Source organism: Rhodococcus sp. ACT016 (assembly GCF_050477185.1).
In the GTDB taxonomy this organism is placed as follows: Bacteria; Actinomycetota; Actinomycetes; order Mycobacteriales; family Mycobacteriaceae; genus Prescottella.
In genome coordinates this window covers 2,046,667-2,069,620 of sequence record NZ_JBEAET010000001.1, presented here as the reverse complement: position 1 = coordinate 2,069,620, position 22,954 = coordinate 2,046,667, and the positions used below count along the sequence as shown (strand labels likewise).

Annotated in this window: 23 protein-coding genes; 6 read left to right on the top strand and 17 right to left on the bottom strand. The window is 69.0% G+C overall.

All coding sequences use genetic code 11. The annotated features are described in order from the left end of the window. Positions 1–9: 9 nt before the first annotated feature. From ACQ5DX_RS09665 to ACQ5DX_RS09650, 4 genes are read right to left on the bottom strand one after another with little or no spacing between them, the layout of a single operon-like run. Positions 10–393: a ribosomal protein L7/L12 gene (locus ACQ5DX_RS09665; RefSeq protein WP_430332413.1), complete on the bottom strand. Its 384-nt coding sequence runs from the start codon at positions 391–393 to the stop codon at positions 10–12. 4 nt (positions 394–397) lie between these two features. Continuing rightward, positions 398–1,567: an SPFH domain-containing protein gene (locus ACQ5DX_RS09660; protein WP_430332412.1), complete on the bottom strand. Its 1,170-nt coding sequence runs from the start codon at positions 1,565–1,567 to the stop codon at positions 398–400. Between the two features lie 5 nt (positions 1,568–1,572). Next, complete coding sequence (locus ACQ5DX_RS09655) at positions 1,573–2,004, bottom strand: NfeD family protein (protein ID WP_430332411.1); 432 nt, start codon at positions 2,002–2,004, stop codon at positions 1,573–1,575. A gap of 60 nt (positions 2,005–2,064) precedes the next feature. Next, the gene (locus ACQ5DX_RS09650; protein WP_430332410.1) at positions 2,065–2,889 is read right to left on the bottom strand and encodes a DUF3097 domain-containing protein; all 825 of its coding nucleotides are present in this window, start codon (positions 2,887–2,889) and stop codon (positions 2,065–2,067) included. Between the two features lie 66 nt (positions 2,890–2,955). Between ACQ5DX_RS09650 and ACQ5DX_RS09645 the strand changes: the two genes are divergently transcribed. Then, positions 2,956–3,768 carry a hypothetical protein gene (locus ACQ5DX_RS09645; protein WP_430332409.1) on the top strand — a complete coding sequence of 271 codons (813 nt, stop codon included), beginning with the start codon at positions 2,956–2,958 and terminating at the stop codon, positions 3,766–3,768. Between the two features lie 7 nt (positions 3,769–3,775). On the opposite strand, the gene ACQ5DX_RS09640 is transcribed toward ACQ5DX_RS09645, so the two are convergent. The 10 genes from ACQ5DX_RS09640 to ACQ5DX_RS09595 form a co-directional block, all read right to left on the bottom strand. Beyond that, positions 3,776–4,264, bottom strand: coding sequence for a helix-turn-helix domain-containing protein (locus tag ACQ5DX_RS09640; protein WP_430332408.1), 489 nt, complete (start codon positions 4,262–4,264; stop codon positions 3,776–3,778). A gap of 72 nt (positions 4,265–4,336) precedes the next feature. Then, positions 4,337–4,645, bottom strand: a complete 309-nt coding sequence (locus ACQ5DX_RS09635; RefSeq protein WP_430332407.1) for an antibiotic biosynthesis monooxygenase family protein — start codon at positions 4,643–4,645, stop codon at positions 4,337–4,339. A gap of 55 nt (positions 4,646–4,700) precedes the next feature. Further along, positions 4,701–5,768 carry a ferrochelatase gene (locus tag ACQ5DX_RS09630; RefSeq protein WP_430332406.1) on the bottom strand — a complete coding sequence of 356 codons (1,068 nt, stop codon included), beginning with the start codon at positions 5,766–5,768 and terminating at the stop codon, positions 4,701–4,703. 42 nt (positions 5,769–5,810) lie between these two features. Then, the gene (inhA, locus tag ACQ5DX_RS09625; protein ID WP_280760607.1) at positions 5,811–6,608 is read right to left on the bottom strand and encodes an NADH-dependent enoyl-ACP reductase InhA; all 798 of its coding nucleotides are present in this window, start codon (positions 6,606–6,608) and stop codon (positions 5,811–5,813) included. A 54-nt stretch (positions 6,609–6,662) separates the two neighbouring features. Beyond that, positions 6,663–7,385, bottom strand: a complete 723-nt coding sequence (gene fabG1, locus ACQ5DX_RS09620) for a 3-oxoacyl-ACP reductase FabG1 (protein ID WP_430332405.1) — start codon at positions 7,383–7,385, stop codon at positions 6,663–6,665. A gap of 80 nt (positions 7,386–7,465) precedes the next feature. Then, a complete protein-coding gene (locus ACQ5DX_RS09615; protein ID WP_430332404.1) occupies positions 7,466–8,446 on the bottom strand; it encodes a VWA domain-containing protein in 981 nt (326 codons plus the stop codon). Next, positions 8,443–9,363 (bottom strand): DUF58 domain-containing protein, encoded by a 921-nt coding sequence (locus ACQ5DX_RS09610; RefSeq protein ID WP_430335608.1) that lies wholly within the window; start codon positions 9,361–9,363, stop codon positions 8,443–8,445. Before ACQ5DX_RS09610 ends, ACQ5DX_RS09615 begins: the two co-directional genes overlap by 4 nt. A 56-nt stretch (positions 9,364–9,419) precedes the next feature. After that, positions 9,420–10,478, bottom strand: a complete 1,059-nt coding sequence (locus ACQ5DX_RS09605) for an AAA family ATPase (RefSeq protein WP_430335607.1) — start codon at positions 10,476–10,478, stop codon at positions 9,420–9,422. A 167-nt stretch (positions 10,479–10,645) separates the two neighbouring features. Next, positions 10,646–12,121 carry an NlpC/P60 family protein gene (locus ACQ5DX_RS09600; RefSeq protein WP_430332403.1) on the bottom strand — a complete coding sequence of 492 codons (1,476 nt, stop codon included), beginning with the start codon at positions 12,119–12,121 and terminating at the stop codon, positions 10,646–10,648. 307 nt (positions 12,122–12,428) lie between these two features. Beyond that, positions 12,429–13,010: a DUF6676 family protein gene (locus tag ACQ5DX_RS09595; RefSeq protein WP_430332402.1), complete on the bottom strand. Its 582-nt coding sequence runs from the start codon at positions 13,008–13,010 to the stop codon at positions 12,429–12,431. A gap of 341 nt (positions 13,011–13,351) precedes the next feature. Here ACQ5DX_RS09595 and acnA point away from each other — a divergent pair, with 341 nt between their 5' ends. From acnA to ACQ5DX_RS09580, 3 genes are all read left to right on the top strand, one after another. Next, positions 13,352–16,153, top strand: coding sequence for an aconitate hydratase AcnA (gene acnA / locus ACQ5DX_RS09590; protein WP_430332401.1), 2,802 nt, complete (start codon positions 13,352–13,354; stop codon positions 16,151–16,153). Between the two features lie 102 nt (positions 16,154–16,255). Then, complete coding sequence (locus ACQ5DX_RS09585) at positions 16,256–16,825, top strand: TetR/AcrR family transcriptional regulator (protein WP_430332400.1); 570 nt, start codon at positions 16,256–16,258, stop codon at positions 16,823–16,825. Positions 16,826–16,939: 114 nt separating this feature from the next. Continuing rightward, the gene (locus tag ACQ5DX_RS09580; RefSeq protein ID WP_430332399.1) at positions 16,940–17,596 is read left to right on the top strand and encodes a maleylpyruvate isomerase family mycothiol-dependent enzyme; all 657 of its coding nucleotides are present in this window, start codon (positions 16,940–16,942) and stop codon (positions 17,594–17,596) included. A gap of 277 nt (positions 17,597–17,873) precedes the next feature. Here the strand turns inward: ACQ5DX_RS09580 and ACQ5DX_RS09575 are convergent, their stop codons facing one another. Continuing rightward, the gene (locus ACQ5DX_RS09575; RefSeq protein ID WP_430332398.1) at positions 17,874–18,095 is read right to left on the bottom strand and encodes a helix-turn-helix domain-containing protein; all 222 of its coding nucleotides are present in this window, start codon (positions 18,093–18,095) and stop codon (positions 17,874–17,876) included. 105 nt (positions 18,096–18,200) lie between these two features. Next, complete coding sequence (locus ACQ5DX_RS09570; protein ID WP_430332397.1) at positions 18,201–19,832, bottom strand: ABC-F family ATP-binding cassette domain-containing protein; 1,632 nt, start codon at positions 19,830–19,832, stop codon at positions 18,201–18,203. Positions 19,833–19,992: 160 nt separating this feature from the next. On the opposite strand from ACQ5DX_RS09570, the gene ACQ5DX_RS09565 reads away from it, so the two are divergent. Both ACQ5DX_RS09565 and ACQ5DX_RS09560 read left to right on the top strand, forming a co-directional pair. Continuing rightward, complete coding sequence (locus ACQ5DX_RS09565) at positions 19,993–20,763, top strand: SDR family oxidoreductase (RefSeq protein WP_430332396.1); 771 nt, start codon at positions 19,993–19,995, stop codon at positions 20,761–20,763. Beyond that, positions 20,703–21,878: a lycopene cyclase family protein gene (locus ACQ5DX_RS09560; RefSeq protein WP_430332395.1), complete on the top strand. Its 1,176-nt coding sequence runs from the start codon at positions 20,703–20,705 to the stop codon at positions 21,876–21,878. The genes ACQ5DX_RS09565 and ACQ5DX_RS09560 overlap by 61 nt, the downstream gene beginning before the upstream one ends. 1 nt (position 21,879) lies before the next feature. Here the strand turns inward: ACQ5DX_RS09560 and ACQ5DX_RS09555 are convergent, their stop codons facing one another. Beyond that, positions 21,880–22,875: an alkaline phosphatase family protein gene (locus tag ACQ5DX_RS09555; protein WP_430332394.1), complete on the bottom strand. Its 996-nt coding sequence runs from the start codon at positions 22,873–22,875 to the stop codon at positions 21,880–21,882. Between the last annotated feature and the right edge of the window lie 79 nt (positions 22,876–22,954).

Sequence of the window (22,954 nt, the reverse complement as noted above, 5' to 3'; positions counted from 1 at the left end):
CAGCGTCGACTACCGATACGGCGGCTGCGACTCGACGAGGTCCTTCGCGTCGCGCAGTCCCAGCCCGGGATGCATCTCGCGCAGCGCCTTGATCGCCGAGATCCGCTCGAACGTCGACGCGATCGCAGCACGCACGTCCCCGACCGGAACGTCCGCCGGCGCAACCCGAGCCGTCCCACCCCGCGGTTCGTTCCGGTTCCGCCACGCCCGCACCGTGGACACAGCAGAGACTGCCAGGGCGAACACGACGATGCCGAGCCACGCCCAGTCCCACGCCGACGGTTCGGACGTCATCCGGTCGACGGCGGACGGTCCGATCAGGACGACGAACCACGCCAGGAACAGCGTCCCGGCCCAACGCTGGACCGGTTCGCGCTCCAACCAGCGCAGCACGGAACTACACCTGTCCCGGTGGCAGCTCCTCGTGCTGCTCGGAGCCACCGAGCAGGTGCTCCTGGGACAGCGGACTATCGACAGGGGTCCGCGCCACGGCCTCGGCCGCGCGAACTGCCTGGGCGACTGCGGGATCGGCCTTCGTCTCGAACCAGCCGGCAATCTCCTCGGAGTCGTCCTCCGGACGGGGCAGGTCCTCGTCGTCGGTGCGGCTGGGCTCGTACCGGAACACGCCGTCGTCGCCGGGGGCGCCGAGCGTCTTCGCGAAGCCCTTGAGGGCGTCACCGAAATCACTGGGCACCAGCCACACCTTGTTCGCGTCACCCTGCGCCATTTGCGGCAGCGTCTGCAGGTACTGGTACGCGAGCATCTCGGGAGTCGGTCGGCCGGCCTTGATCGCGGCAAACACCTTCTCGATGGACTTGGCTTCGCCCTGCGCCTGCAGATACTTCGCGGCCCGTTCACCCTGCGCGCGCAGGATCCGCGACTGGCGCTCGCCCTCGGCCCCGAGGATCGACGCCTGCTTGGCACCCTCGGCCGCGAGGATCTGACTCTGCTTGGCGCCCTCGGCGGTCTTGATCGCCGATTCGCGGTGTCCCTCGGCAGTGAGGATCATCGCGCGCTTCTCGCGGTCGGCCTTCATCTGCTTCTCCATCGACTCCTGGATCGACGGCGGCGGATCGATGCTCTTGAGCTCGACGCGGGCGACGCGCAGACCCCACCGGCCGGTGGCCTCGTCGAGCACTCCGCGCAGCTGCCCGTTGATGGAGTCGCGAGACGTCAGCGTCTCCTCCAGGGTCATGCCGCCGACGACGTTGCGGAGCGTGGTGATGGTCAACTGCTCGACCGCAGCGATGTAGTTGCTGATCTCGTAGACCGCGGCCTGCGGGTTGGTCACCTGGAAGTACACGACCGTGTCGATCGACAGCGTCAGGTTGTCCTGCGTGATCACCGGTTGCGGCGCGAACGACACGACCCGCTCCCGCAGGTCGACCTTCGCCCGGATCCGGTCCACGAACGGCACCAGGAACGTCAACTGACCGGACACGGTCCTCGCATAGCGGCCCAGGCGCTCGATCACGGCAGCCTCGGCCTGCGGCACCAGTGCCACCGACTTCCAGACCACGATGACGACGAGTACGACCAGTACCGCCAGAACTATCAGTGCAGCCATCTCTCCTACGGTCCCCTCCATACGACGGCGGTCGCGCCGTCGATCTCCATCACCGTGACTGTCGTCCCCGGTGGGTACACCTCGGTGACGTCGAGCGGACGCGCGGTCCACACATCACCGTCGAGCTTGACCTGACCACTGTGCGCGGCGACCTCCTCGAGGACCAGCGCCTGCTTGCCGGGCAAGGCAGCAGTATTCATCAGCTTGAGCGGCGGCTTCTCGAAACGCTTCAACAACGCCGGCCGCACCCCCACGACGAGGGCGAGCGACACGACGCCGAAGACGATCGCATCGACCCAGACCGGAAAGTCGGTCACCGCGCTGAAGCCGGCCGTCACCAGCGCGCCACCGGAAAGCATCAGCAGGAAGAACTCGCCCGCCAACGCCTCCGCAGCCGCCAACAACACCCCCGCCACCAGCCAAATCAGAGCTGCCACAGCACCATCTAACCAGAGGTTCCGCTGAGCGAGACGCGGGAGAATTCCCGCCGTGGACTACTACTGGTCCGCCGTCACGAAGTCGACGAGCCGTTCCACCGCGCCGATCAGCGGTGCCTCGAGGTCCCGGAAGCTGTCGACGGCGCCGTAGACCCGACGCCACCCGTCCTGCGGGGTTCCCCAGCCGAGGGTGTCGCACACGCCCGTCTTCCAGTCCCGGCCGTGCGGGATCCGCGGCCACGCCTCGATACCGACGGCCTTCGGCCGCACCGCCTCCCACACGTCGATGTACGGGTGCCCGGTGACCATCACGTACGGGCCGAGCCCCTGCGTCAGCCGTTCCTCCTTGGAACCGGTGACGAGGTGGTCGACGAGGACACCGACCTTGCGGCCCGGCCCCGGCTCGAACTCGGCCAGCCGGTCGGCCAGGTTGTCGAGGCCCTCGAGGTGCTCGACGACGACGCCCTCGACGCGCAGGTCGTGTCCCCACACCCGCTCGACGAGCGCGGCGTCGTGGACGCCCTCCACCCAGATCCGGCTGGGCAGCGCCGTGCGGGCACGCAGCCCCGCGACCTTCGTCGACCCCGATGCCGACCGTTGCGGCGCCTTCTGCGCCTGCGGCGTGGGCCGGACCAGGGTGACGGGACGGCCGTCGATCAGGAACGCGGCCTCGCGCATCGCGAACAACCGGGTGCGGCGGGCGGCGTCCTCCAGGCGCACGAAGTCGCCGTCGTAGGTGCGTTCGATGCCGACGACGGCCCCGCAGAATCCGGTGGCGGCGTCCTCGACCACCAGATCCCGATCCGCGGCGACCTGCGGGGTCTGGGGCTTCCGGGTCCGGGGATGACCGGCGAAGATGTCGCCGTACTTGTTGCTCGCGTTCACGGCACCTCACGCTATGCGAGCGGGGGTGGGCGCGGATCCCGCCACGCCGTCCTATGCTCGTTTACCGTGAGTTCTCCCAGCGCGACGCTGACCGTGTGGGCCGGTTCCTGGCTCTCCGGCGACAGTGCCCCCGACGACGTGATCGACGCCCTGCACCAGTGGGCGCCGATGCACATCGTGGGCGCGTCCGACGCCGCGACCGCGCTGTCGGTCGGCCTGGACTGGCCTGGTGTGCAGGACGGCGCGGGTCCGATCCTGCTCCGTCTGGTGCGCCAGGCCGCCGCGGCCGACGCCGCCGAGGTCCGACTGGTGCTGCCCGCGCCCGGCGACGTCCGCGGGCTGCCCGCCGGCACCGGCTTCGCCCGCGCCGCCCTCGACGCCGGTGAGGGCGTCCTCGTCGGCGAGACCGGTCAGCCGGGCATCGGACTCGTCCCCGTCGTCGAGGGACCGGATGTGCTGCGCTGGACGGTCTTTCCGATCGCGACCGTACCGGCGCCCGGCGAGCACACCGGACTCGGTGCGGCCGAGTACGCGATGCGGGAAGCGATCCGGGACGCCGCCGACGCCCTCCTGCAGCTGTCGTCGGTGCGTACCGGACGCCCGGGCACCGACCCGCGCAGACGCATCGCGGAGGCCCTCGACGACCGGGCACACCACCGCTACCCCGACACCGTGCCGACCCGCGCGCTGCGCATCCTCGATTCGGCCGACCAGGTGGCCACGATTCTCGCTGTGGCCGAGAACGATTCACCTACCGAAGCCCCGTCGGCGTCGAGCGCCGCGGCCCGCGAGGAACTGCTGCGCCCGCTGTGGACGGCGGTACGGACCGCTCGGGTGGCGGCCGTGTCGGCCTGCGCCCGCTCCACGCACCGCGCCTGATCCGACGTCAGCCGTCGCGGTGGTTCATCACGATGTGCCGGTCGATCCGGACGTGTTCGTCCAGCGTCGGGTACCGCAGGCCCGTCTCGCGGCCGTAGTCGTGCCGGCGTAGCCACGCGTACACGTCGCCCCACAGCCAGATGCCACCGGAGACCGTGTTGAACGGGACCGGGAACGGGGTGCCGCGCTGGCGAACTCCGCGCACCCACTGCCCCACCGCCTGGCGGGTCACACCGGCGCGATCGGCGATGTCCTGACGCGTCACCAGGTCCGGGTGGGTGCGCAGCGGGCGAACTCCCTCGCCCACCAGGTGGTCGACCAGGCTCATCCCCGCCGTCGCGCAGCGCATACCCTCCGCCGTCACGGTCAATAGCTGTAGGCCGCCGTGATCGTGGACCCGACCGTCGAACTCCTTCTGGACCGTCGCCTCCCGCGAAACCGTCAGCAGCGGAACGATGAAGGTGAACTCGAAACGGTGGTAGAGGCTGTCGTGCACCCGCCCAACATAGCCCGCCGAGTGGTTTCCATCCGGAAACAGGCCGCGTGCACCACTCCGATGAGGGAACGCCTACGTCGCATACGTGCCCAGATCAGCCTCGACGCCGAGTCGTTCCCAGAACTCGGCTCTGTCGAAACCGGAGGTGCGGGCACGTTCAGCCATGACACGCCCAGCCGCATCGTGTGCGGGCCGGTCCCTCCATTTCACGACGGTCACCACGTTGAAGTGGCTGTCGCCCTGCTGCAGTCGGCCAACATCGTTCGCGACGACGCCGTCCATGTGCCCCAGCACGTCGTGGGTCTCCCGCACCTTGGCAAGGAACTCGTCCAGGGACGACTCGGGGACGTGGAACTTGTCGATACGCAGAATCTCGGTCATTCAGCGAACCTAGAAACTCAACGGTGGTTGAGGTCAAGCAGGAGCCCCGATGGGATCAGCGGGTGCCCGGCCGGCGGACCGGCGCGCAGCAGTCGACGGCGCACAGGCGTCCGTCGACGGAGGTGCCCAGCAGCGGTTCGCGGCCGAGCCGCGCCGGCGCCGCACCCGAGCGTCGTTCCTCGACGAGCTCCCGCACCATCGTGGCGAATCGCGGATCGGTGCCAGGCGTGGCGACGCGCACGAATTCGATTTCCAGTTCCGCAGCCTTGGCACGGGCCTCGGTGTCGAGGTCCCACACCACCTCGAGATGGTCGGACACGAACCCGACCGGGCACACGATCACCGCCGGTGCGCCCGACGCCGCGACCGCGTCGAGGTGGTCGCAGATATCGGGGTCGAGCCACGGCACCTGCGGCGGACCCGATCGCGACTGCCACACCAGGTCGAACTCGTCGACGCCGACCGCCTCCGCGCACAGGCGCGCCGCCTCGGCGACCTGGCGGCTGTAGAGGTGTCCACCCTCCGCGGGCGGCCCGGCGTTCGCGTCGGCGGCGACCGGGACCGAATGCGCGGTGAACACCAGCCGCGCCCGGTCCCGGACGTCCTCCGAAAGCTCCTGCCGCGCAGCACGAATCGCATCGGCGAACGAGGCGATCAGCAACGGATGGTCGTAGTACTGCCGCAGCTTCGACAGCGTCGGGGCGCCGTCGACCGCGGCGCGCGCCCGGACGATGTCCTCGTGGTACTGCCGACACCCCGAGTAACCGCCCCACGCCGACGTCGGGAACACGAGCGCATTGCGCACGCCGTCCTCCCGCATGCGGGCGACGGTCTCCTCGATCATCGGATCCCAGTTGCGGTTACCGAAGTAGACCCGCAGATCGATTCCGGTCTCGCGCAATTCGCCTTCGACCCGCGCGATGATGTCGCGGTTGAGGGCGTTGATCGGGGACACGCCGCCGAAGTGCATGTAGTGCTCGACGACGGCGTCGAGGCGCTCCGGTGGGACGCCCCGACCCCGGGTGACGTTCTCGAGGAACGGTCGCACGTCCTCCGGCTTCTCGGGTCCTCCGAAGGAGAGCACGAGTAGTGCGTCGAATTCCGTGTCCCGGTGACCGCTCATGCCCTCATTCTCGCCCGTCCCCGAACCGCCGCCGCGGACGGGTCAGCCGACCACCGCGTGGAAGCCGCCGTCCACGTAGATGATCGACGCGGTGGTGCCGGGCAGCCAGTCCGACAGCACCGTGCACACGCTCTTGGCCACGGCCGTCGGGTCGTCGACGTCCCAGCCGATCGGGGCGGCGGCGTCCCACGCGGTGTTCAGCTTGTTCAGCTCGGCACCCGGGCCGGTCGCGTCGCCCGCGATCGCCTTCGCGGCGAGAGTCTTGACCGGGCCGGCCGCAACGAGATTCGAGCGGATGCCGCGCCCGCCGACCTCCTTGGCGACGTATCGGTTGACGGCCTCGAGGGTGGCCTTGGACACACCCATCCAGTTGTAGAACGGCATCGCGCGCGACGGGTCGAAGTCCATGCCGACGATCGACGCGTTGTCGTTGAGGACCGGCAGCAGCGCCTTGGCCAGCGATGCGTACGAGTACGCCGAGATCTCCATCGCGTTCGAGATGTCCGACCAGGGCGCGTCCAGGAACGGTGCGCCGAGACCCGACCGCGGCGAGAACGCGATCGAGTGCACCACGCCGTCGATGCCCTCCGGGGCCAGCTCACGGACGCGGTCGGCGAGGGTCGCCAGGTGCTCGTCGTCCTGGACGTTCAGCTCGACGGCCGGCGGCACCGGCTGCGGCAGGCGCTGCGCGATCCGGTCGATCAACCGCAGCCGGTCGAAGCCGGTGATGATCACCTTCGCGCCCTGCTCCTGCGCCACCTTCGCGACGTGGAACGCGATCGACGCGTCGGTGATGATGCCGGTGACGAGAATGGTCTTGCCCTCGAGCAGTCCGCCCATGGGTGATGGTCCTCCTGTATGAAAGTCTGTGAGTGCGTGAGGTTTCGGACGGGACTAGTGGCCCATGCCCATGCCGCCGTCCACGGGGATGACGGCGCCGGAGACGTAGCCGGAGTCGTCGGAGGCGAGGAAGCTGACCACCGCGGCGACGTCCTCGGGCCGACCCAGCCGCTGCAGCGGGATGAACTTCTTCGCGGTATCGCGGAGGTCGTCCGACAGATCCGCGGTCATATCGGTCTCGATGAAGCCCGGCGCGACAACGTTCGCGGTGATCGAGCGCGAACCGAGTTCCCGGGTGATGGACCGGGCCATGCCGATGACACCGGCCTTCGACGCCGCATAGTTGATCTGGCCCGCCTGGCCGGCGAGGCCGACGACCGAACCCAGGAAGATCATCCGCCCCCAGCGCGCGCGCAGCATCGCCCGATTGGCGCGCTTGGCGCAGCGGAAGGCACCCGTCAGGTTGGCGTCGATGACGCGCGAGAACTGCTCCTCGTCCATGCGCATCAGGAGCGTGTCGTCGGTGATTCCCGCGTTGGCGACCAGGACCTCGACGGGCCCCTGGTGCTCCTCGACCTCCTTGAACGCGCGGTCGATCGAGTCCGCGTCGGTGACATCGCACTTGACGCCGAACAGCCCCTCCGGCACCCCGGATCCGCGGTGGGTGACGGCAACCTTGTGTCCGTCTTCGACGAGGCGCTGCGCGACGGCGAGTCCGATGCCGCGGTTGCCTCCGGTCACGAGCACGGAGCGGGGCGGGGTGCTGGTATTCGACATGCGATCAACCTATCTGCTCGACCATCGATTGCGGGCGTAGGTGGAGGAAATCGACGAACTGGACGGTCGTGTAGCAGAGGTCAGGGCAGCCGCTGGCGCAGTACCAGGGCCGTCGCGAGCCCGGCGGCGCTGAACAGCACGCCGAGTACGAGCCACGGCCGGCTGGCGTCGCCGCGGGCGTTCTCGAAGCCGATCTGCTCCTCGAGGGTGTCGTAGACGTCGCGCAGCTCTTCGAGGCTCGAGGCGGTGAAGAAGCTGCCACCCGACAGGTCCGCGATCTCACGCAGCGACGGGTCGTCCACCGGGACCGGGATCCGGTCGCCCTCGATCTCGACGGTCCCGTGGCTGGTGCCGAACGAGATCGTGGAGATCGGGACGCCCTTCTCCTTCGCCTGGCGGGCCGCAGTGAATCCGCCGCGGGGGTCGGTCGGGCTCTCCGGCACCGTCTGCTTGCCGTCGGACAGCAGCACGATGCGCGCGGGTGGCGCCTGCTCGCTGCCGCCGAGGACGGCCGCCAGGGTGTCGATCGACTGTAGCGACGTGAAGATCGCCTCACCGGTCGCGGTGCGTTCGCTGAGCGAGAGGTTGTCGATCGCGGCCTTGGTCTCGTCCCGGTTGGGGGTCGGCGACACCAGCACCGAGGCCGTGCCGGCGAACGCAACCAGGCCGAGGTTGATCCCGGGCGTGAGCCCGTCGGCGAACGACTTGGCGGCCTCCTGCGCCGCGGCGAGGCGGCTCGGTTCGACGTCGGTCGCCTTCATCGACAGCGAGACGTCGATCACGAGCACCACCGTCGCCCGGTTACGCGGGACCCGCTTGTCCGCGGTCGGCCCGGCGAGGGCCACGGTCAGGAACAGCAGACCGACGAGCAGCAGTGCCGTGGGTAGGTGCCGAGTGATGTTCGGCCGGTTGGGCGCCACCTTCTCGAGCAGTTCCATGTTCGCGAACCGCAACACGTGCTTCTGCCGACGGCGCTGGATCAGCACGTATCCCACGGCGAGCACGGCAACGACCGCCAGGAACAGCAACCACCACGGGGATGTGAACTGCGACAAGCTCATCCGCGCGCCACCCGGCCCGCGCCCGCCGACCCCGTGCGGGACGACGGGGCGCCGAAACTGTGCCGACGGGCCGAGACGAACCGCACCACGTCGGCGATCCAGTCCCGATCGGTGCGCAGGCTCAGCCGCGGCGCGCCACACCTGCGCAGCGTCGCCTCGACGTCCGCGCGGTGCGCGGCCGCTGCGCGCGCAAAGTCCGCGCGCAGCTTCGGTGTCGTCGAGAACTCGCGTGTCCGACCGGATTCCGGATCGAACAGCACCACGTCGCCCGCGTCGGGCAGTTCCAGGTCGCGGGGGTCGAGGACCTCGACCGCGAGGAGGTCGTGTCGACCCGACAGCGCCCGCAACGAATGCTCCCAGTCGATCGGTCCGAGGAAGTCGCTGACGACGACCGCCAGCCCGCGGCGACGCTGTGGCCGGCGGAGAGATTCGAGCGCACCGCGCAGATCCCCGCGAACACCGTCCGCGGCGTGCGGGGTGGACGCGATCCGGCGCAGCATCGCCTGCGAGTGGATGCGCCCGCCGCGGGCCGGGATGCGCTGCAGCCGGTCCCCGGTGGCGACGATCGCGCCGATCCGGTTCCCACTGCCACCGGAAAGGAACGTGACCGCCGACGCGGCCGCGATCGCGAGGTCACGCTTCTCGCACGACGCGGTGCCGAAGTCCAGGCTCGACGACAGGTCCATCACGAGCCACGTCTCGAGTTCACGGTCGGCCACCGTCTGCCGCACGTGCGGGTGCGTGGTCCGGGCGGTCACCGACCAGTCCATCTGTCGGACGTCGTCGCCCGGTTGGTACTCGCGCGCGTCGCCGGGCTCGGAGCCCGGGCCCGGGATCAGGCCCAGGTGGTCGCCGTGCAGGACGCCGTCGAGCCGTCGGCGGACGGTGAGCTCGAGCGTCCGCAGCGCGGCGGTCATCTCCGGATCGCGCAACGATCCGGAGCGGAACGACGGCACCGCGGCCGCAGACGAGTTCACTGCAGCGGGGTGGTCGCCGCGGGCACCGCGCCGGGCTCGAACGTCGGCGGCGCCGGCTGCACCACAGGCTGCGCACCGACCTGCGGCAACCCGACAGTCTGGAGCACCCGGACGATCACGTCGTCGGGCGACACCTCGTCGGCGAGCGCGTCGTACGACAGCACCAGACGGTGCCGCAGCACGTCAGGGATGACCTCGAGCACGTCCTGCGGGACGACGTAATCGCGGCCCCGCAGCAACGCGAGCGCGCGCGACGCGGAGATGATGCCGAGCGTCGCACGCGGGGAGGCTCCGTACGCGATCCAGCCGGCGACGTCGTCGAGGCCGAACTGCCGCGGCGTGCGGGTCGCGGCGATCACCCGCACCACGTAGTCGACGAGGGCGTGGTGGACGAACACATTGCTCGCCACCGCCTGCAGCCGGACCAATTCCTGGGCGTCGAGGATCTGGCTCGGCTCGGGCGCGGCGACACCCATGCGGTAGACGATCTCGCGCTCCTCCTCGACAGACGGGTAGTCGACGAGGACCTTGAACAGGAAGCGGTCGCGCTGCGCCTCCGGCAGCGGGTACACGCCTTCGTTCTCGATCGGGTTCTGGGTTGCCATGACGAGGAACGGCTCGGGCATCGGATACGTCTTGCCGCCGATCGACACGTGCCGCTCGGCCATCACCTCGAGCAGCGCGGACTGCACCTTCGCCGGCGCGCGGTTGATCTCGTCGGCGAGCAGGAAGTTGGCGACGACGGGTCCGAGTTCGGTGTCGAACTCCTCCCGGCCCTGCCGGTAGATCCGGGTGCCGATCAGGTCCGTCGGAACGAGGTCCGGAGTGAACTGGACGCGGGAGAACGAACCGCCGACGACCTTCGCGAACGTCTCCACCGCGAGCGTCTTGGCGACACCGGGAACACCCTCGAGCAGCACGTGGCCCTTCGCGAGCACACCGACGAGCATCCGCTCGACCAGCCGGTCCTGCCCGACGATGACGCGCTTGACCTCGTAGATCGCGCGTTCGAGGGTCTGTACGTCCCGCGCGAGATCGGCGGCCGGACCTCCCATGCCCCCGTGCACCGCTCCCTCCGAGCCGGATCCCGCCACAGCACCGTCACGTGAGGTCACCAAGAATCCCCGCTTCCACCTAGATCGATCGGATCGACTTGCCTGTCCGCTCAACTATTCCAGGTGCCGGCGATACCCGACACAAGGACGACGCCAGCCGCCGTGAGCTAGGACACCATTCGGACAGCGTAGGGCGTCATCCCGTCCCATCGCACCGGCGAAACCTGAACGACCGAACCGGACTGCGGCGCCTCGAGCATCTGCCTGCCCCCGAGATACAGCGCGACGTGCTGGCTCGCGTTGGCGCCGTAGAAGATCATGTCGCCGCGGCGCATTTCCGACGACGGCACCTGCGTGCCCGCGGTGTACTGGTAGCCGGTGTAGTGCGGCAGCGAGATCCCGACACCGGCGAACGCGTAGATCATCAGCCCCGAACAGTCGAAGCCCACCTTGTTGAAGTCCCCGAAGCTGTCGGCGACACCGCCGTCCCGGATCCCGAGCGTCGGGCCGTTCTCGTTGCCGCCGCCCCACGCGTACTGGACGCCGAGCTGCGACATGCCGCGGTCGATCACCGTCTCGATAGCTGCACTACCGGTGACGGCCGGGGCCATCGGTTTCGGTTTCGCCGGCGCGGGCGGCGACCAGCCACCGGAGTCCTCGTCGAGTTGGGTGTGCGGGCGCTGACCGTCCGCGAGTTGCGCTGCCCGCTCCTGCGCGGCGCGGTCCTCGGCGGCGCGCCGGGCCGCCTCCTGCGCTGCCGCTGCAGCGGCGGCGGCCGCCGCTTCCTCCGCTCGGCGCTGGTTGTCCCACGCGGTGTAGGCCTCGCGCTGCCCCTGCAGACCCGCCACGTTGTCGCGGGCGGCGTCGAGTTGCGTCTGCGCGGAATTCCGCGACGCTTCGATCTCGGCCTTGCGGGACGCCTGTTCCTGCAGAGCGGCGCGGGCACTCGCGATGGCCTGCTCGGCCTCGGTCTTCTTGGACTCGGCCGCGTTCGCCGCAGCGTCTGCGCGCTGCTTGGCTTCACGCGCCGCCGAATCCTTGTTGGCCTGTTCGGTCCGCGCCCGCTGCAGGTTCTCGAGCACTGCCTTCTGGCTCGCGGAGAGCAGTCGCATGACCTGGGCTCGATCCAGGATGTCATCGGGCCCCTTGGCGCCGAAGAAGGACGACAGCGACGCGACGTTGCGTCCCTTGGTGTAGCTCTCGACCGCGTAGTCGGTGAACCGCTGCTGCGCCTGCTCGATCTGCGTGCTCGCGTCCCGCAGCGCCTGCTGACTCTGGGTGACCAGCCCTCCCGCGGCGTCGGCCGCGTCCCGGGCGGACTGGAGGTCGACAAGCGCGCGGTTGACGTCCTCGCGCTTGATCGCGACGTCGTCGTCGAGCCGAGCCAGTTGCTGGTTCGCGGTCGCGACCTGATTGATCAGGTCACCGACCTGCGCGACACCGGCAGACACCTGGGCGTTGCCGCTCTCGATCTCGGCGTCGGACGGATTGGGCGGTGGCGGCGGCACCGCGGCAGTGATGCCGGGCATGCCCACGACGAGCGCACCGACGACACCGACACCCAGTACCACCCGCGCGAGCCGCGACCGCGCACGTGAGAAGCCCGGACGTCGCACGCCTGCGCGTGAACTCCTTCGCCTCACAACATCCTCCCTACTGCTGCGACGGGAACGGCTGTATGCCCGTTCCGTGCGGGGAGGTACGTCCCCGGCGGCGGACCGCCGGGGGACGCACAGGTCACGTGACGACACACCTGTCACGCGAATCGTCACATCACTCTTGCGACACTTCTTCCCCAAAAAGAGCCATTGGCACCGTACGACACTTCGCGCGCTCTGGTGAACTCTTGTCACAAATGTCGGCGCTGCAATTCCACCCGAGAGAATTGGTCGGATACGGGGGCGCGGGTACCCGCGGCCAAGTCCGCGACGCGCGGCCGGCGAGCCCCGATCAGTCGGCGAGTCGGTCGGATTCCGCGTCCGCAGTGGAGGCTTCCGCGACCGACTGCGAGGAGGCGGGCCCGCCCGCCGTCGACGACGGTCCTCGACGGACCTTCGCGACGTACGACACCCCGCCGACGAGCGCGACGACGAGCACGAGCAGCGCCGTGATCAGCCCCCAGGACATGTGAGGTGCGGTGATCTCGTCGACGAAATTGTCGGCTGATTGCACCGCGTTCCCGGTGTAGGTGCGGTCCTGTGCACCCTCGAGCACGACGCGACTGACGGTGTCGCTGTAGGTCCCCGGCGCGGACGGGCTCAGAACCAGCACCGTGCCGCCGTCGACCGTACCGACCTCGGTCGCGAGATCGCGCAGTTGCTCGGGACGCCACGGATCCTTTTCGAGCACAACGATTTTCAGATCGACCCCGTGCTCGTTCGCGCGCGCGACGACGGCGCGAAGTTCCGCGACGTCCGCTTCCGGTGCCGAGACACCGCCGTCCGACAGATCCGCGAGCACCGAGTCCACGGACACGTCGGCGGGAATCGTGGCAGCGAACGGCAGGCGGGCGGGCGCGATAGGAGCAGGCATCTCTCATCCGGGATCGGTGGGCAGACAGGGACTCGCGGGGCAGGCGGGGGAAGCCTGGAAAGCACAGTACGTGACGACCTATCGCCGCAGCGTCTCCCTCCGTTGCGCCCGCGCGCCGACTGCGTGAGGATTGGACCGACGCGTGCCGATCCGACGCTGCACACACTCCGTCGCCAGACCCTGCAGTCTCACAGGACAAGCGTACTGTTAGACTTGCTCCGAGACGCCCGCGGAACTGTCGGGTTCGGTTCGCCGATCGAACCGGGCACTGTTCGCGTGCCTCGCTTCAGCCGTCGACACAGCCCCGTCGACGGCGAACCTCAAAGACGAGTGGAGCTGACGTGACCACCAGTATTGATACGTTCGGCGCCAAGGGAACGCTCGAGGTCGGAGACAACTCGTACGAGATCTTCCGCCTCTCGGCCGTGCCCGGCACCGAGAAGCTGCCTTACGCGCTGAAGGTTCTCGCCGAGAACCTGCTGCGCACCGAGGACGGCGCCAACATCACCGCCGATCACATTCGCGCCATCGCGAACTGGGATCCCTCGGCCGAGCCGAGCGTCGAGATCCAGTTCACGCCCGCGCGCGTGATCATGCAGGACTTCACCGGCGTCCCCTGCGTCGTCGACCTCGCCACCATGCGTGAGGCCGTCACCACCCTCGGCGGCGACCCGAACAAGGTCAACCCGCTCTCCCCCGCCGACATGGTCATCGACCACTCGGTCATCCTCGACGTGTTCGGCCGCGCCGACGCCCTCGAGCGCAACGTCGACCTCGAGTACCAGCGCAACGGTGAGCGTTACCAGTTCCTGCGCTGGGGCCAGGGCGCGTTCGACGACTTCAAGGTCGTCCCCCCGGGCATGGGCATCGTGCACCAGGTCAACATCGAGTACCTGGCGCCCACCGTCATGACCCGTAACGGCCAGGCGTACCCCGACACCTGCGTCGGCACCGACTCGCACACCACGATGGTCAACGGCCTGGGCGTGCTGGGCTGGGGCGTCGGCGGCATCGAGGCCGAGGCCGCGATGCTCGGCCAGCCGGTCTCCATGCTGATCCCGCGCGTCGTCGGCTTCAAGCTGACCGGCGAGATCCAGCCGGGCGTCACCGCCACCGACGTCGTGCTCACCGTCACCGACATGCTGCGCAAGCACGGTGTGGTCGGCAAGTTCGTCGAGTTCTACGGTGCCGGTGTCGCCGAGGTCCCGCTGGCCAACCGCGCGACCCTGGGCAACATGAGCCCCGAGTTCGGTTCGACCGCAGCGATCTTCCCGATCGACGGCGAGACCATCAACTACCTGCGCCTGACCGGCCGCAGCGACGAGCAGCTCGCGCTCGTCGAGGCGTACGCCAAGGAGCAGGGCATGTGGCACGACGCCGCGAAGGAGCCGGCCTACTCCGAGTACCTCGAGCTGGACCTCGGCACCGTCGTGCCGTCGATCGCCGGCCCGAAGCGCCCGCAGGACCGCATCCTGCTGTCGGAGTCGAAGGACGCCTTCCGCCGCGACATCGTCACCTACGTCACCAACGGTGCCGAGGCTGCGCACTCCGCACTGGACGAGGCCGTCGAGGAGTCCTTCCCGGCGTCGGATCCGGTCGAGCCGTCCACCGCGAACGACGAGGCCACGGTTCCGTCGGCCGCCAACGGCTCGAAGGGCCGTCCGTCCAACGCGGTCGACGTCCGCTCCGAGGAGCGCGGTGAGTTCGTGCTCGACCACGGCGCCGTCGTGGTCGCCGGCATCACGTCGTGCACCAACACCTCGAACCCGTCGGTCATGCTCGGCGCGGCACTGCTCGCCCGCAACGCGGTCGAGAAGGGCCTCGAGACCAAGCCGTGGGTCAAGACCAACATGGCTCCGGGTTCGCAGGTCGTCTCCGACTACTACGAGAAGGCCGGCCTGTGGCCGTACCTCGAGAAGCTCGGCTTCTACCTCGGCGGCTATGGCTGCACCACCTGCATCGGCAACACGGGCCCGCTGCCGGAGGAGATCTCCAAGGCGGTCAACGACAACGACCTGTCGGTCACCGCTGTCCTGTCGGGTAACCGCAACTTCGAGGGTCGCATCTCCCCCGACGTCAAGATGAACTACCTGGCGTCGCCGCCGCTCGTCATCGCGTACGCGCTGGCCGGCACGATGGACTTCGACTTCGAGACCGACGCGCTGGGTCAGGACAAGGACGGCAACGATGTCTTCCTGAAGGACATCTGGCCTTCCGCCCAGGAGATCGACGACACCATCAAGTCGGCGATCAGCCAGGACATGTTCCGCAAGTCCTACGCAGACGTCTTCAAGGGCGACGAGCGCTGGCAGAACCTGGCCACCCCGGAGGGCGACACCTTCGCGTGGGACGAGAACTCGACCTACGTCCGCAAGGCGCCGTACTTCGACGGCATGACGATGGATCCGGCTCCGGTCACCGACATCAAGGGCGCTCGCGTCCTGGCGCTGCTCGGCGACTCGGTCACCACCGACCACATCTCGCCGGCCGGCCCGATCAAGCCCGGCACCCCGGCCGCGCAGTACCTGGACGCCAACGGTGTCGAGCGCAAGGACTACAACTCCCTGGGCTCGCGTCGCGGTAACCACGAGGTGATGATCCGCGGCACGTTCGCGAACATCCGTCTGCAGAACCAGCTGCTCGACGGTGTCTCCGGTGGCTACACCCGCGACTTCACCCAGGAGGGTGCGCCGCAGGCGTTCATCTACGACGCGTCGCAGAACTACCAGAAGGCCGGCATCCCGCTGGTCGTCCTGGGCGGCAAGGAGTACGGCTCGGGTTCGTCGCGTGACTGGGCTGCCAAGGGCACCAGCCTGCTCGGCGTCAAGGCCGTCATCACCGAGTCGTTCGAGCGCATCCACCGCTCGAACCTCATCGGCATGGGCGTCATCCCGCTGCAGTTCCCGGCCGGTGAGTCGGCTGCATCGCTGGGTCTGGACGGCACCGAGGTGTTCGACATCGCGGGCATCGAGGAGCTCAACGCGGGCACCACGCCGCGCACCGTGAAGGTCACCGCCACCAAGGCGGACGGGTCTCGTACAGAGTTTGATGCGGTCGTCCGCATCGACACCCCCGGTGAGTCGGACTACTACCGCAACGGCGGCATCCTGCAGTACGTGCTGCGCAACATGATCCGTGGCTAGTCACGTGTTCGTGTGATCAGCGATCACGCAGTGCGCTGACGGCGGGCTCGGGACGTCAGTCTCGGGCCCGCCGTTTCCGTTTCGTACGAAAGGATGTCGGCTGTGCCCAAGGTCAGTGAAGACCACCTCGCGGCGCGGCGGAGCCAGATTCTCGACGGGGCTCGCCAGTGCTTCGCGCAGTACGGCTACGACGGCGCTACGGTGCGCCGTCTCGAGGAGACCACCGGGTTGTCCCGGGGTGCGATCTTCCACCACTTCAAGGACAAGGACGGCCTGTTCCTGGCGCTCGCGCACGAGGACGCCAAGCGTATGGCCGACGTGGTCGCCGAAGGCGGTCTCGTCCAGGTGATGCGCGACATGCTGGCCTCCCCCGAGCAATTCGACTGGCTCGGCACCCGGCTCGAGATCGCCCGCCGTCTGCGCACCGATCCCGAGTTCGCCCGCGACTGGACCCAGCGCAGCGCCGAGTTGACCGAGGCCACGGTGCGTCGGCTCGAACACCAGAAGTCCGCTGGACGGCTGCGCGACGACCTGCCCACCGACGTCCTGCTCGACTACCTCGACCTCGTCCTCGACGGCCTCATCGCCCGCATCGCGTCCGGGCACGGCGCCGAGAACCTGTCGGCCGTGCTCGATCTCGTCGAGGAATCGGTGCGGCGGAGAGACTCCTGAACCGACTCACCTCTTCATCGACTTCGATCCTTGTCATGTAACTGACCTACACCCCGGTGGGTTCGAGCGATACTGCATACATGCCTACCGATCGCCGACCGGCCGGGAACTGCGATGCGTGACCTGAAGGAGTTGGCCCGCGCCGAGCGGACCCAACTCGCGAATCTCCTGCACTCACTGGCCCTGCAGCTTTGGCAGACGCCGTCGCTGTGTGCGGGCTGGAGCGTCCGCGACGTCGTCGCCCACATGCTGAGCTACGAGGAGTTGAGCGCAGGCGGGGTCGTGAGCAGGTTCACTCGCGGATGGCTGCGGTTCGACCGTGCCAACGCGATCGGGCTCGACGACTTCGCCGAGCACACCCCGCAGCAATTGCTCGACCTGCTCGACCGCAGCCTGCAGCCCCGAGGGCTCACCACCGCTTTCGGGAGTCGGATCGCGCTCGTCGACGCGATGATTCACCAGCAGGACATTCGTCGACCGCTCGGCCTTCCCCGGGACATCCCGGCGGAGAGGCTGGTGCCCGCTCTGAACTTCGCGCGCATTGCGCCCCCGATTGGCGCGCTCCGACGAATCCAGGGCATTCGGTTGGTCGCAACAGACCTGGACTGGACTGCGGGACGCGGACCTGAAGTCCGCGGACAGGGCGAGGCCCTCCTCATGTCCATGGCTGGCCGCGGCGGAATTACAGACGAGCTCGAGGGTCCCGGCCTGCCAAAACTGCGCGGACGGATCGACGGCTCCTCATCCGGTCGGCCGCCGGCGAACGTCTAGCGGACGCTAATGCCTTGCGCGACGCCGTAATGGCGCGCCCGCCTCAGTTGAGCGCGCCGAGGCAACACCACCCCGGCCACCAGCATGACGATCCCCGGAGCGACGAGTACCAACCACGCCATGAGCTCGACGGTATCGGCGACTTTTCGTCGAGACCATCGTCCCGGTGGATCGCGATGGTGAATCACACCGATGGCGCGCGGCAGATACCTCGGATGATGACCATCACCATGGCCGCGAGACAGGTTCCGGACCAGAACTTCCGTCCGACGATGCGTCAAACAGTCTTCTTGCGCCGATTCGGCCCACCTCGCCGCCGCAGGGTCACGTCGGCCTCGACGAGCACGTTGTGGATGAACCCGTACGAGCGGCCGGTCTGTTCGGCGAGGGAGCGGATGCTCGCACCCGCCTCGTACTGCGCCTTCAAGTCGTCGCGTAGCTTGTCGCGCGATTCCCCGGTGATACGGGCCCCCCGTGAAATCCCTGAGATCTCCGCCATGACGTCCTCCGGTCAGCTGAGCGAGACTCAGTTTCCAGGCTAGATCACCGATCGACGGGTGATCAACAAACCGGAAACTCGCTCAGCCAGCGGAGACGGGACGATTCAGGCGAGCTGGATGAGGTCGAGGTACTCCTGTGACCAGTGGTCCTCGGTGCCGTCGGGCAGCAGGATGACGCGTTCGGGGTTGAGGGCCTCCGCGGCGCCGGGGTCGTGGGTGACCAGGACGACGGCGCCGGTGTAGCTGCGCAGCGCCTCGAGGACCTGCTCGCGGGAGATGGGGTCGAGGTTGTTGGTGGGCTCGTCGAGCAGCAGCACGTTCGCCGCCGAGGACACCAGCCCGGCCAACGCCAGGCGGGTCTTCTCGCCGCCGGACAGGGTGCCGGCGGGCTGGTCGAGCTGCGGGCCGGTGAACATGAACGCCCCCAGCAGCCCGCGCAGGTCCTGCTCGCCCGCGTCGGGGGCGGCGTGCCGGATGTTCTCCCACACGCTCGCGTCGTCGTCGAGGGTGTCGTGTTCCTGCGCGAAATAGCCGATCTTCAGGCCATGCCCGGGCACCAACTCACCCAGGTCGGGGGTCTCCACCCCGCCGAGCAGCCGCAGCAGCGTGGTCTTGCCGGCACCGTTGAGCCCGAGGATCACCACCCGCGAGCCGCGGTCGATCGCGAGATCGACACCGGTGAAGATCTCCAGCGACCCGTAGACCTTGGTGAGCTCGCGCGCCATGAGCGGCGTCTTGCCGCACGGCGCCGGTTCGGGGAACCGGATGTGCGCGACCTTGTCGTCCACCCGCACGTCGTCGAGCGCGGCCATCATCTTGTCGGCACGCTTGGCCATGTTCTGCGCGGCGGTCGCCTTGGTGGCCTTCGCGCCGAGCTTGGCGGCCTGCTGCCGCAGTGCGCTGGCCTTCTTCTCGGCGTTGGCGCGTTCGCGGCGGCGACGCTGCTCGTCGGTGGCGCGGGCGTCGAGGTACTTCTTCCAGCCCATGTTGTAGATGTCGGCCTCCCCGCGCACCGCGTCGAGGAACCACACCTTGTTGACGACGTCGGCGAGCAGGTCCACGTCGTGGCTGATCACGATCAGGCCGCCGTCGTGGTTCTGCAGGAACCCGCGCAGCCAGGTGATCGAGTCGGCGTCGAGGTGGTTGGTGGGCTCGTCGAGCAGCAGCGTGGTGTTCGACTTGCCACCCGAGCCGTCGGAGGCGGCGAACAGGATCCGGGCGAGTTCGACGCGGCGCCGCTGACCACCCGACAATGTCTTGAGCTGCTGGTTCAGCACCCGGTCCGGCAGGCCCAGGCTGTGGCAGATGCGGGCGGCCTCGGACTCGGCGACGTAGCCACCGAGCGCGGAGAAGCGGTCCTCGAGGTTGCCGAACTTGCGGACCGCCTTGTCCCGGGTGGCGTCGTCGACCGCCTCGGCCATGATGGCCTGCTGCTTCTCCATCTTCGTGATGATCTCGTCGAGCCCCCGCGCCGACAGCACCCGGTCCTTCGCGAGGACCTCGAGATCACCCTCCTTCGGGTCCTGCGGCAGATACCCGAGATCGCCGCTGCGGATCACCGCACCCGCGTACGGCTCACCCTCACCCGCCAGGATCCGCAACGTGGTCGTCTTGCCGGCACCGTTACGCCCGACGAGTCCGATCCGATCACCCGCCTGCACCCGCAACGCCGACCCCGGCGCGGACAACAACGTCCGCACACCGGCACGAACTTCAAGGTCGGTGGCGGTAATCAAGCAAATCTCCTCGGTGAGAGCCGCAGGCACAACTTCGGCGACGCGAAGGCGTGACCAGGACGTCGTGATGCCCGCAAATGAGCACAAGAACCACCGATTTTACCGTGGCATGCGGCCGGCGCCACACGGCGGCCACGTGACTCCTATAACGTGCGGTGCCATGACACGCGAGAAGGATCTGCAAGGGCGTAACGCCCTGGTGACCGGTGCCAGCCGCGGGATCGGAAAGGCCATCGCCGCCGAGCTCCTCGCACGCGGAGCCAATGTCGTCGTCACCGCCCGCAAGGCCGAGCCGCTCGACGAGGCCGCGATGGAACTGCGCGCACTCGGCGAGAGCGGGCACGTCGTCGCCATCGCCGGCAACTCCGGCGATGCCGCCGCGCGACACGACGCGGTGTCGCGGACCGTGTCCGAGCTGGGTTCGCTGGACATCCTCATCAACAACACCGGGATCAACCCCGTCTACGGGGCGTTGATGGAGGCTGACCTCGACGCGGTCCGCAAGATCTTCGATGTCAACGTCGTCGCTGCCCTCGGGTACGTGCAGGAGGCGTACCGGGCGTGGATGGGCGAGCACGGCGGAGCGATCGTCAACCTCGCGAGCGTCGCGGGCATCCGGTCCACCGGCGTCATCGCCGCGTACGGCGCGTCGAAGGCTGCGCTGATCCGCCTCACCGAGGAACTCGCGTGGCAGTTGGGCCCGAAGATCCGCGTCAACGCGGTCGCCCCGGGTGTCGTGAAGACGAAGTTCGCGGCCGCGCTCGTGGCCGGCGGTGAGGATCAGGCGTCGTCGATCTACCCGATGAAGCGGCTCGGCACGCCCGAGGACGTCGCAGGCCTGGTCGGGTTCCTGGTCTCCGACGCTGCCGCTTGGATCACCGGCGAGACCGTGCGGGTGGACGGCGGCCTGCTCGCGACGGGCGCGCTCTGATCTCGCAGCCGGATCTCGCGGTCGTCGGGCTCGGCCCCGCCGGTCGCGCCCTCGCGCACCGCGCGGCCCGCGCCGGCCTGGACGTCGTCGCGGTCGACCCGCATCCGGACCGGCCGTGGACGCCGACCTACGCGGCGTGGGTGGACGAACTCCCCCACTGGCTCGGCCCGGGGGTGCTGCGGGCAACGGTCGCCCGCCCGCATGTCTGGACCACCCGCCCACGGGCTCTCGACCGCGCGTACGGCGTGCTCGACAACCGGGCGCTGCACCGCCGCCTGGACCTCGCTGGGGTTCGGGTGGTCGGCGGGTTCGCGGCGGCGGTCGGAACACGGGTCGTGCTGCTGCGCGACGGGACCGAGATTCGGGCCGGCCGGGTGATCGACGCCCGCGGCCTGTCGCCGGACCCGGCGCTCGCCGAGCAGACCGCGTTCGGGATCGTGGTGCCGGCATCGGCGGCGGCGCCCGCGATGGGCGAGGCCGGGTGCTGGTTCATGGACTGGCGCCGCGACAACGCGGCCGCGCCGGACGATCCACCGTCGTTCCTGTATGCGATGCCGTTGGGCGACGACACCGTCCTGCTCGAGGAAACCTGCCTCGTGGGCCGGCCGGGACTGCCGCTCGACGAGCTGCGCTGTCGGCTCGACGCACGCCTGCGCACGCGCGGGGTCGAGCCGCCCGCGAATCTCGAGGTGGAGCGGGTCCGGTTCCCCGTAGAGCCACATCGGGCTCGCAGCGATGTAGCCGCGTTCGGCGCCCGGGCGGGACTGATCCACCCGGGCACCGGATACAGCGTGGCGGCGACGCTGAGCGCCGTCGACGACGTCGTCGGGGCACTGATCTCCGGGTCCGATCCCGCAAAGGTGTTGTGGCCGTGGCCCGCTCGGATCGTGCGCTCGTTGCGGAACGTGGGCCTGTCCGCCCTGCTCGACCTCGACCCCGCCCGGACGCCCGAGTTCTTCGACGCCTTCTTCTCCCTGCCGGTGGAGCGTCAGCGCGCCTACCTGTCACGGCGCGCCGACGCCCCCGGCACGATCGGCGCGATGTGGCACCTGTTCCGGACGGTGCCGCCGCCGATCCGTCGAACGCTGGCCATGGCCGGCGTCCGACGGCCGTGACTCAGGATCCGAGCGAGCCCGTCGGGATCCAGGACGACAGCAGGCCGAGCGATCCGGTCGCCGGCGGCGCCGTCTTCGCCAGCGGCGCGCCGTCGAGGTCGGCGGGCTCCGCGATGCCGAGGTTGTCGAGGACCGTCGGCGTGATGTCGGCGATGGTGTAGTCGTCGTCGGTGGCACCCGCCTGGTAGCCGGCGCCGCGGGCGATCACGAACGTCGACGCCTCCTCGGCGCTCTGGCCGCCGTGGCCACCGGTGGGCTTGTGACCGTGGTCGGAGGTCACCAGGACGGTCCACTTCTCCCCGGTGGCCTTGCTCCGGGCGTCGACGGCGGCGACGATCTTGCCGACCTCGACGTCGACACGCTCGAGCGCGGGCACGTACTCCGGTCCGGCGGTGCCCGACGAGTGCCCGGCACCGTCCACCTGATCGAGCTGGGTGAACACGAAATCCGGCCCGTTGGAGGTGATCTCGGCGGCGACGGCGTTGGCGGTGGCCGCATCCGTCGCCGCTTCGCTGCCGACGCCGGGCGTCGTCACGACGACGTCGGCCTTCGGGTTTCCGGATCCGGCGATCGTGGCGATACCGCCCCACGTCGAGATCGACGCGGTGCGCAGTTCCGGCTTCACCTGCTCGATGCGGGTGAACGCGGTCGGGTACTGGTCGTAACGCGAACCGTTGAAGGAGTTGTCGACGACACCGTGCTTGGTGTGCCACACGCCGGTCAGGATCGTCGACCACGACGGACCGGAGATCGTCGGGTGGCCGAGGATCGACGACTGGCCGCTGGTGCCCTCGGCGATCAAGCGGTGCAGATTCGGGGTGTTCGCGGACTTGACGTAGTCGAGCATCGTGCCGTCGAGGCCGATCACGACGGTCTTCGTGACGGCGGCGGGCGCGGCGGCCGCGGTACCGGCGGTTGCCGTCGCGACACCGGCAGCGAGGGTGCCCGCGGCGAGGAGGAGGGACAGGACCTTGGGTGAGGTGATGTTGTTTGTCACAAGTAACAGCCTGGATCGGCCTAGACCAATTGTCGTCCTTTGTCGCAAGTGTTGTCTCACTGTTTGTCCGGCGTTTTCC